This is a genomic window from Amycolatopsis keratiniphila subsp. keratiniphila, from assembly GCF_001620365.2.
Taxonomy (GTDB): Bacteria; Actinomycetota; Actinomycetes; order Mycobacteriales; family Pseudonocardiaceae; genus Amycolatopsis; species Amycolatopsis keratiniphila.
In genome coordinates, this window is sequence record NZ_LQMT02000028.1 from 2,576 (window position 1) to 3,175 (window position 600).

At 69.2% G+C, this 600-nt stretch carries 1 protein-coding gene; it reads right to left on the minus strand.

Going from position 1 to position 600, the window contains the following annotated elements; translation table 11 throughout:
- Nucleotides 1-79: 79 nt before the first annotated feature.
- Nucleotides 80-600, minus strand: a 521-nt coding sequence (locus AVR91_RS43935) for an ATP-binding cassette domain-containing protein (RefSeq protein WP_228709365.1), incomplete at its 5' end; no start/stop codon positions are given.

Genomic DNA, 600 nt, shown 5'->3' on the forward strand with positions numbered 1-600 from the left:
ACGGCCACCGCGTCCGGTGCCAGGTCCACCCGGCGGGCGAACAGCTCCGGCACGGTCAGGGCGGCCTGCGCTGCGGAAGTCATCGTTCTCCTTCAAGGACAACCTGGTGCGCCGCCCCGTTTCCGTTGCGCCGGGCACCGTTGCTTTCCGGTTTGGCGAACTGTGTGTGGTAGAGATCCGCGTAGAGACCGCCCGCGGCCAGCAATTCCTCGTGCGTCCCGCGTTCGGCGACCCCGCCGCCGTCGATCACGAGGATCTGGTCCGCGTCGCGGATCGTGGACAACCGGTGGGCGATCACCAGCGAGGTCCGGCTGCGCAGGGCGGTTTTGAGCGCCGCCTGCACCGCCGCCTCCGACTCGGAGTCCAGATGCGCGGTGGCTTCGTCGAGCACGACGACCGTCGGCGCCTTCAGCAGCAACCGGGCGATGGCCAGTCTCTGCTTCTCCCCGCCGGACATGCGGTAGCCGCGATCGCCCGAGACGGTGTCCAGCCCGTGGGGAAGGGATTCGATGAGATCCCAGATCTGGGCTCCCTTGCAGGCCTCGACGAGCTCGTCCTCGGTGGCCGTCGGGCGGGCGTAGAGCAGGTTCTCCCGGATCG